Genomic DNA, 8,865 nt, shown 5'->3' with positions numbered 1-8,865 from the left:
GGGAAAGCCAAAATAATACCTATTACGCTGATATATAAAATTGAAGAAACGTTAAAAGGCAAATACCTTTCCAACCATACTCCAACAAGTGTAATAAGGGACAGTATTGCCATACCTACAAGAGATCCTTCCATAGGATGATGATAACCCAAATAATTACCTATGACGGTTATGATTGAAAATATAACCAGCAGAATAATCCAATTCATGATACCATGAACGGATACGTTTTCAGATCCATCAATCAAATCAGGCAATTTATTCATCCTCCTTTTCAGGTATTAGGGGTTCCCTTCCAATTTTAGGTTCCAACCAATTATATATTTTTTCGGTCAGCGGAAGTGCCACGAATATCACAATATATATTCCAACACAGAAGGACAACAGATTACTGAATCCTGCAAACGCTTCAATCTGAGTTTCCAATCCAGGAAATGCTGCAAGAGTCGGACCTATTGCCGCAGCGTTCATACTTGCACTTCCCACCCCACTTGCCATTGCAAAAGCATATGGGTGCAGCGGAAGGAATGACAGTGAAAATGTTACCAGGAAACTTATGAATATTGTACCTATTACGGTACCTATAATGAATATTGCAAATACTCCTCTTGATTCAGGAGAGTTGAATCCATATTTGTCTACAACAACTGCAACGTTCGGTTCCCTTCCTATTGAATTTGTCATACCAATTGCTTCTTTTTTAAATCCTAAAAGCAATGCAATTGGAAGTACTAAAATAGTTGCCCAATATCAAAGCAGGACCCATTTTAAAAATCAAACCGATAGATTGACCACTTGATACAGCCAATTTTGCAATCAAAACACCAATGAAAAGCATCATTGCTCCCTCGGCAATACGTGCCTGCTTTCTGTGAATCCATTTGATCGGTTTTATTAGGTAAAATGCAAGCCCTAAAATAATGGTATATATTAAAGGCATTATGGTGATTGCAACATCTTTGGTGATTGGGATTTTGATGGTTCCTATTAACTCGGCAATGATAACTAAAACAAGCACTGTTCCATGTAATCTTAAATCTCTCCAGGGGTTTTTCTTCAAGATACGCTTATCCGTTTTTTCCCTGTAAATATGTTCGACCTGACCATCATTGCCCTTATTTGGAATAGTAACAACTCCCAATATGATATATAATTATCAAATTTAAATTACTATACTAATATTTTCTCAAAACATATTATTTAAATTGATAACATTTGATTGAAAAAAATTCACCAAATAAGAATAAAAATAAGTAATAATATTCACAAAAAAGGAATGAAATTATGCCGGAACACCGGTCATAACTAAGATAATATGGGCAACAATTGCCGAACCGAGATATGTGGATGCGATAACAAGAATTGTAATGATAATTGCACGCCATCCGAGGGCTTTAAATTCATTCCAGCTTTTACCCATTCCAATACCCACATATGCCAAGAATACTGTCACAATAGCCATGACCTCGACCTTTGAAACATAATATGTAACAAATTCGGATGTGGGCATAGTCGGAAATGCAAGAGCAATACCCATCACACTAATATAAATGATGGAAGAAATGTTTAATGGAAGCTTTCTTTCCATCCAAACACCCAAAAGAGTGATCAAAGATAAAATCCCCATACCTATTAAAGAATCCTGAATCGGATGTTTATAACCTACATAATTGCCGATTGCTGTGATTATGGAAAATATTGCTAAAAGGAATATCCAGTTGAAAATACCATGTACAGAAACGTTTTCAGATCCGTCAATCAAATCAGGCATTGCTATCATCCTCCTCTTTTACAACAGCTTCACGTCCAATTTTAGGCTCCAACATATAGTATAATTTTTCAGTCAAAGGAAGGGCTAAGAATATTACAATATAAATACCAATTGAGAATGACAATAAGTTACTGAAACCGGCAAACGCTTCAATCTGAGTTTCAATTCCCGGAAATGCCGCAAGAGTTGGGCCTAATGCCGCAGCATTCATACTTGCACTTCCCACTCCACTTGCCATTGCAAAGGCAAAAGGATGCAAAGGCAAAGAGGAAACGCAAATGCTTGTAAAAAAGCTGATGAATACAGTTCCGATCATTGTTCCCACAATGAATAATGCAAATATTCCTCTGGATTCAGGTGAATTGAACCCATACTTATCAATGACTACCGCAACTTCAGGCTCACGGCCAATGGAATTTGTCATACCTATTGCTTCTCTTTTAAAGCCCAGGAGCAATGCAACCGGAAGCGCAATCAGAATTGTCGCAAGGTGCCCCAGTTCCTGAAGCATCAATGCAGGACCCATCTTAAAAAGCAAATCCATTGACTGGCCACTTGAAACAGCAAGCTTTGCAATCAATATTCCTATAAACAGCATCATAGCACCTTCAGCAACTCTGGACTGCTTTCTTTCAATCCATGTTATTGGTTTTGCAAGATAAAACGCCAATCCCAAAATCATGGTGTATAATAAGGGCATAATAGAAACAGTCACACCTTGAGTAAGCTGAATTTCAATAGGACCGATAAACATGGCAATAACTGCCAAAACAAGCACTGTGAAATGTAAACGATAATCCCTCCAAGGATTTTTCTTTAAAATACGTTTATCAGTCTTATTACGATATATGTGTTGAACGTTTGTCGTGTCTTTATTATCATCAGTCATAATAACCCTCTCCCACCCGCATAAAAAAATGTTAATTATTTTATACTTCGAAAAAACTAGTATATAAATTAGTATGATTTAGTTCTCAAAAGTTCCACTAATACGAATAAAAATTAAAAAAAATAAATAATTATTTCACAAAAAGTGAATTAAAAATAATGGCAATAAACTGTTTTAATGCTCTATAACCAATCTAAAATAACCAAATTAATCTAAATTCATACGACAAAGTGGTTTTGATAGGTGTCTCCTTGCAGAAACTGGTGTTTCATAAAATTGAGCATTTTTTAAAAAACGTTTGATTTTAATAGGAACTTTTTTTGAAGACTCTATTTTTCTTCCACATTTTTTGCATTTGAATCCCTTGTTTTTACCGGCTGATGTCATCCGTTTACCGCACTCGCAAATCGGATTTTTATATTCGACATCATTCAACTCTATGACCTGAAACTTTTCAACATTAAAAGTGTTCTGCTCCCCAATTCCACCGTAAACCTTAATCTTATCGCCCGGACGCAAATGAGAAACTATCTTTCTAAAATTCTTAGTCGGTTCATATGCACCGCATTCGATTTCTCCGGAATCATCTGTAATGTAGAAAAACATATGACCCCCATCAATGATAGTGGGCTTGTTTTTGACTTCACCCTCCACACAATAACATCCGAACTGTTTCATTGAAGCTATATCCTGAACTTCCTGAATATGCATGTCAGTATGCTGGTTTGTCTTAAAAATGCACCAGTCAACAATAGGCTCATCGACTTTGACAATGCTTTTTGCCTTTTTCAATGCCTCGACGCCGTTTGACCGGATTCCATATAAAACAGGACATGGTGTTTTAGGTTCGATTGCAATGTAGTTTTCTGAATAGTCAATATTTTCAAAGGTGTCGGGAAAAGTCTCCTTGTCCATTTCATAAACAGATTCATAGTCAATTTGCCTTTTTGTCCCATAATTTTGTGAAGACCGGTATGCAAGCAATTCATAAGTGCAATCGGTCAAAGGCAAGCTGATGGCTGCAATGGATCCGATAATCCCCCTTCCTTTTTTAAACTTATGGATTTCACAGCCGACAGAGCGACCAAACTCTTCAGCCTCTTCAATGGTTATGAACTCATAAATTGCCCTGAATGCATAATCCTCCATTTCACGGGTAATTTCACCATCATAAAAGACCACCCCAGGATTGGTATTGTCACAGTCAAACATGGAAAGCTTTTCAACTTTCTCAAGAACGATTTCTTTAGCCAAGTCTGCCTTTGAATCATTCAAGATTTTTAAGGCAACACCTCCATTTCCACGTGTCTTATGGCGGGCAAAAGGATTCAACCTAATTAATCTTGGATAATCCCTCAATTTTATCCCATTATCCCTGAATTCATTGATAATCTGGCTTGCAAGATATGTTGTGCACATTCCATCGGGAGAGTCTGTATCGTCAACTCCAATATATAAATACCTAATCAAAATCACCTACTAAAATATATTTAATGTTAAGATTAATATATAGTTTAAGAGAGGATTTGACTATGTTAACTAGAAGCCAGCTATTACACAATATTGAAAAATTATTGACCTCACAGGGTTTCAAAACCTCCGACATTTATGATCAAGGTTCTTTTGATATTGTAGCAAGAAAAGACCTGCAGATATTACTTTTAAAAACATTTCAAAACATAGACAGTATCAATGAGCAAAATGCACACGAAATGAAGCAATTGGCAAACATATTTCTTGCATCACCAATAATCATTGGTGAAAAATCACGAAACGGTATTTTGGAGGACGGAGTGGTTTATGAGAGATATGAAATCCCTACAATCACCTTTGAAACATTGAAAAGCATGATCATATACGGGGAATCTCCTGAAATTTTAGCTGACCGTGGAGGATACTTCGTTAAGATTGACGGCAATGTCATCAAGCAATACCGTGAAGAGTATTCAATGTCCCTGAAGGACCTGGCAAGCCTTGCGCACGTATCACGTGCAACAATGTACAAATATGAAAACGGAATAGTGAGGGCCAATACCGAAACCGCAATGATACTTGAAGAAATCCTCAACACCAAAGTGACGTTAGACATCGATTTATTGCAGCAACCTAAAAAAGATGAAATCAAATTTACAGATGACGTTAATGACTTATCAAAACTGGGTTATGGAGTAATATCCACAAGCAAAAGTCCATTTGATGCAGTGGCTAAAATGAAAAGCTCAAACAAACATTCACCTTTAATGGCAAATGTTGAAAAGAACAGAAGTGAAAAGACTCTGAAAAGAATGGCAATACCTCTCAAGGATTTATCGATGGTTACAACCTCAGAACCGGTTTTCATTATCAACAATGACAAAATCAAGGAGTCAATCGGTGCCGTTCCGGTCATTAAATCTTGGGAGTTAAAGGAATTTGAAAATTCAAAGGAATTACTGAAAATGATTAAAGAGAGAAAAGAAAACTAGAGGCAATAACATGGAAAATTTAAATATAACTGAGATGGAAAATTATCCTATTAAATGGGTCTGTAACTTTAAAGGTCAAACAGCAATCGGAATCTGTGGAAAAACTCAAAAAATAGCAATGTTCGCATCAGACGAAAGGGTTTCCAGAATACTCGACGATATCGTAATTGGAACCGATGAAGAGCAGGAAGGATACGGCTGTGAAGAAAAGGACAGATGCTGCAATTTCGAATGTGAATACTGTGAAATATCCCCTAGGCAATACCTGCAGATTACAGGCAAAAAGCCATCAAACAAAAATATAAAAGATTTAATCAATGGATTGGCTGATTTAAACCAGTCACTGGAAGATGATGGATACATTCCATTTGAAGAATATGAAGTTGTCAAACTTTAATATTCATTCAATAATTCAAAGTCTTCACGAGCTTCTTCAACCTTGGCAACACCCATACAGATTGCATCTACAAAATCAGCATTTTTAAAGAATGTAAATGCCTCCTTCGGTTTTAAAACTCCTGCTGCCAGAATTCTGGTAGCTATTATTTTTTTATCTAATTTTTTTATTTTGTCAATGAATCCCTGTCTTTGGGAAGCATTGAATGCACTGATATCCATCATGTAAGATAAGCTGTTATATGGAATCATGTAAAAATCAAAAAGATCCATATCCAGATTATCCGGAAGCAAATCTGAAGTTTTTGATGGAAATGCAGTAACAAGACCTGAAAGGGAACCTGCATCATTTATTCTATTTAGAATCTTTGAAGTCAGCCTCCAGTCATATCCGTCGGTTATGAACTCATCAACAAGCATCAGCGGACAGTCATAGGAACTGAAAAGCTCAATATCCTCATCCCAATCGACTTCCTTTGCAACCTCATAGTTGGGATTAAGGTAATCAACATCACTTTTACCGATTGTTGCGATTACCTTCATCTTACAGCCTTCAGAAGCTGCAATGTCATACGCTTCAAGTAAATTAGAATCATTTACAAGGTTAATTGCCCTTACACCCTGATTATATGATTCTACAATTACTTCAGCAGCATTTTGAGGATTGTTATATAAATCATCCAGATAAAGCCTTGATCTGTGACCATAGTAAAGTTCGGCCATAAATGGACCATATCCCAAAATAGTTTGTGGAATTGCTTTTCCTTTATATTCCAAATCCTCAAAAAACATTATATCACTATTCTTTTTCAACAACTACAGCTGTTCCATATACCAAGATTTCTTGCATTACATCGGATATCTCATTTGAGTCGAATCTGATTGCTACAATACCGTTTGCGCCCAAATCCTTTGCATGTTCAATTGCTCTGTGCAATGCTTCTTCTCTGGACTCTTCCATCATTGTAACATATTGTTTGATTTCACCACCGAAAATAGATTTGATTCCAGCACCGATTTGACCACCGGCACCTCTACTTCTGACGGTTAAACCATATATGAAACCTTTTGTTTCTACAATTTTAAATCCTGGAATATCATTTGCAGTTGAAATTGGAAATTCTTCTACGCTTACCATAATATCACCAATATTTAATTATAAAATTGGTATATAAAATATTTTCCTAAAAAAGAATGTGAAAAATGAAATAATATTAATTTTATCCGACTGAACAAAATATTTTCTAAAAATATTGCTTATATAATATATTTTAAATATAATAAAAAATATAAATTTAAGTAATATTTATGATTAAATATTGGTTAATTATGGTGAAAATATGAAAGTACTTATTGCTGATGCTATTAATGAAAAAGGTATCGAAAATTTAAAGGAAGTAGCTGACGTTGTTGTAGATACTGAAATTACTCCTGAAGAATTAGCTGATACCATCCACGAATACAATGGAATTATTGTAAGAAGTCGAACAAAATTAACTGCAGACATTATTAAAAAAGCGGACAATCTGCAAATCATTGCAAGAGCAGGTGTTGGAGTGGACAACATTGACCTTGATGCTGCAACTGAAAAAGGTGTCATGGTTGTAAACTCTCCTGAATCAACTTCCGTAACTGTAGCAGAACACACAATGGGTTTAATCTTAAGCATGGCCCGTAAAATATCTATTGCAGACAAATCCGTTAAAGAAGGCAAATGGGAAAAGAAAAAATTCATGGGAGTTGAACTCAGAAACAAGACTCTCGGTGTAATCGGTATGGGAAGAATCGGTTCCCAAGTGGTCAACAGATGCAAAGCATTCGGAATGGATGCAATGGCATATGATCCATACTTGCCTGAAGAAGTTGCAAAACAGATGGGCGTTGAATTAACTGATTTGGACACCGTGCTTAAAAATGCAGATTTCATTACAATCCACGTTCCATTAACTCCTGAAACCGAACACTCCATTTCAACTGAACAGTTTGAAATCATGAAGGATGGCGCTTACATCGTTAACTGCGCTCGTGGTGGAATCATTGACGAAGAAGCATTATACGATGCATTAGCAAACAACAAAATCGGTGGTGCCGCATTAGACGTATATGAAGATGAACCACCTGCAGAAGATTCAAAATTATTCGAATTGGACAATATTGTTTTAACCCCACACATTGCCGCTTCAACCAAAGAGGCACAAAGGGATGCTGCAATCATTGTAGCTGATGAAATCATTGAATTAGTTAAAGGAAACAACCCTAAAAACGTATTAAACATGCCACGTATTGACAATAACACTTACCAAGAGTTAGCCCCATACATGGAATTATGTGAAAAATTAGGTAGTTTCATCTCACAGGCCGTAAACGGCAAAATCAAAGAAATTGAAATCATCTACAGCGGAGAATTGGCTGAAATCGACAACCTTGAAATTTTATCAAGAACCGTTATCCAAGGTGCTGTAAACCCATTCTTAAGCTCCCCTGTAAATGCTGTCAACGCTTCTCTTGTTGCTAAAGAAAGAGGCATAAGCATTACCGAAGGAAGAAAAGACAATGCTAAAGGATATGAATCATTAATTAAAGTCATCGCTAAAAGTGAAACAGACACATTCTCAGCAGAAGGTACTCACTTACACGATGCAAGAATCCTAAAAGTTAATGGTTACTGGGTAGATGTTATTCCTGAAGGACACATGTTCATCGCCAAATATGAAGATGTTCCTGGAAGCATTGGTAAAATCGGTACAAAATTAGGCGAACATAATGTTAACATTGGAATCATGCAAGTTGGAAGAGATGAAAAAGGCGGAAGAGCCATCATGGTTCTAACTTTAGATAAAGAAATTCCAAAAGAAGTAATCAAAGAAATCCAAGCTTTAGACAATGTCTACGAAGCTATTGGATTAGAATTATAAAAAACAATTTTTCACCATAATTGTTTTTTATTTTTTATCTATTTTTTTAATACTGCCATCCGGATTTAACTCAATTCTGATAACCTGCTTAGGCAATTGAGTATTGGATATAATCTCCACTTGAGGTTTTCTTTCAAACCTATTTTTCATTTCAGACTCATCATAATAGTCTTTTCGCTCTTCATCAAGAGTTTTAAAGAATTCGTCATCATCCTCATCGAAAAATCCCGGTTTAAACTCATCACTATCTGTTACAACATCACTTTCATCGAAAAACTCATCAGAATTGTTTTTTCTGAAATCCGCATAGTCCCCCAATGTGTAATCCATTGGCTGACCGTAGCGGTCATATGATTTGAAGGTTTCAAGAGAATAAGGCAGGCATACAATCATGTGAAAGTATCCGTTTCTTGAAAATGTCCTTAAATC

General features: G+C 36.0%; 8 protein-coding genes and 3 pseudogenes. 3 read left to right on the top strand and 8 right to left on the bottom strand.

The window, feature by feature from the left end; all coding sequences use genetic code 11:
- The 5 genes and pseudogenes from QZN27_RS08565 to QZN27_RS08540 form a co-directional block, all read right to left on the bottom strand.
- Positions 1–266: pseudogene (locus QZN27_RS08565) on the bottom strand (hypothetical protein); the annotation flags it as partial.
- Positions 259–1,141 (bottom strand): annotated as a pseudogene (locus tag QZN27_RS09950) (DUF3100 domain-containing protein). The pseudogenes QZN27_RS08565 and QZN27_RS09950, both read right to left, overlap by 8 nt.
- Before the next feature lie 141 nt (positions 1,142–1,282).
- Positions 1,283–1,771: a hypothetical protein gene (locus tag QZN27_RS08550; protein ID WP_296786418.1), complete on the bottom strand. Its 489-nt coding sequence runs from the start codon at positions 1,769–1,771 to the stop codon at positions 1,283–1,285.
- A complete protein-coding gene (locus QZN27_RS08545) occupies positions 1,764–2,660 on the bottom strand; it encodes a DUF3100 domain-containing protein (protein WP_296786416.1) in 897 nt (298 codons plus the stop codon). The genes QZN27_RS08550 and QZN27_RS08545 overlap by 8 nt, the downstream gene beginning before the upstream one ends.
- Before the next feature lie 207 nt (positions 2,661–2,867).
- Positions 2,868–4,136, bottom strand: a complete 1,269-nt coding sequence (locus QZN27_RS08540) for a tRNA(Ile)(2)-agmatinylcytidine synthase (protein ID WP_296786413.1) — start codon at positions 4,134–4,136, stop codon at positions 2,868–2,870.
- 56 nt (positions 4,137–4,192) lie between these two features.
- On the opposite strand from QZN27_RS08540, the gene QZN27_RS08535 reads away from it, so the two are divergent.
- Positions 4,193–5,125: a transcriptional regulator gene (locus QZN27_RS08535; RefSeq protein ID WP_296786411.1), complete on the top strand. Its 933-nt coding sequence runs from the start codon at positions 4,193–4,195 to the stop codon at positions 5,123–5,125.
- Positions 5,126–5,135: 10 nt separating this feature from the next.
- Positions 5,136–5,522, top strand: coding sequence for a hypothetical protein (locus QZN27_RS08530; protein WP_296786407.1), 387 nt, complete (start codon positions 5,136–5,138; stop codon positions 5,520–5,522).
- On the opposite strand, the gene QZN27_RS08525 is transcribed toward QZN27_RS08530, so the two are convergent.
- The gene (locus tag QZN27_RS08525) at positions 5,519–6,334 is read right to left on the bottom strand and encodes a hypothetical protein (protein ID WP_296786400.1); all 816 of its coding nucleotides are present in this window, start codon (positions 6,332–6,334) and stop codon (positions 5,519–5,521) included. The two genes, QZN27_RS08530 and QZN27_RS08525, sit on opposite strands and share 4 nt — an antisense overlap.
- Entirely contained in the window at positions 6,321–6,659 is a 339-nt protein-coding gene (locus QZN27_RS08520; RefSeq protein ID WP_296786397.1) for a heavy metal-binding domain-containing protein, read from the bottom strand. Before QZN27_RS08520 ends, QZN27_RS08525 begins: the two co-directional genes overlap by 14 nt.
- 202 nt (positions 6,660–6,861) lie before the next feature.
- Between QZN27_RS08520 and serA the strand changes: the two genes are divergently transcribed.
- Positions 6,862–8,436: a phosphoglycerate dehydrogenase gene (gene serA / locus QZN27_RS08515; protein WP_296786394.1), complete on the top strand. Its 1,575-nt coding sequence runs from the start codon at positions 6,862–6,864 to the stop codon at positions 8,434–8,436.
- 27 nt (positions 8,437–8,463) lie between these two features.
- On the opposite strand, the pseudogene QZN27_RS08510 reads toward serA, so the two are convergent.
- Positions 8,464–8,865: pseudogene (locus tag QZN27_RS08510) on the bottom strand (peptidase); the annotation flags it as partial.

This window comes from uncultured Methanobrevibacter sp., from assembly GCF_900316895.1.
Taxonomy (GTDB): Archaea; Methanobacteriota; Methanobacteria; order Methanobacteriales; family Methanobacteriaceae; genus Methanocatella.
The sequence above is the reverse complement of the archived record's forward strand: the minus strand, read 5'-3'. Positions and strand labels throughout refer to the sequence as shown.

Coding starts and splice junctions, on each gene's coding strand:
- QZN27_RS08550 (WP_296786418.1), bottom strand. CDS start 1,771: ATGCCTGATTTGATTGACGGATCTGAAAACGTTTCTGTACATGGTATT.
- QZN27_RS08545 (WP_296786416.1), bottom strand. CDS start 2,660: ATGACTGATGATAATAAAGACACGACAAACGTTCAACACATATATCGT.
- QZN27_RS08535 (WP_296786411.1), top strand. CDS start 4,193: ATGTTAACTAGAAGCCAGCTATTACACAATATTGAAAAATTATTGACC.
- QZN27_RS08530 (WP_296786407.1), top strand. CDS start 5,136: ATGGAAAATTTAAATATAACTGAGATGGAAAATTATCCTATTAAATGG.
- QZN27_RS08520 (WP_296786397.1), bottom strand. CDS start 6,659: ATGGTAAGCGTAGAAGAATTTCCAATTTCAACTGCAAATGATATTCCA.
- serA (WP_296786394.1), top strand. CDS start 6,862: ATGAAAGTACTTATTGCTGATGCTATTAATGAAAAAGGTATCGAAAAT.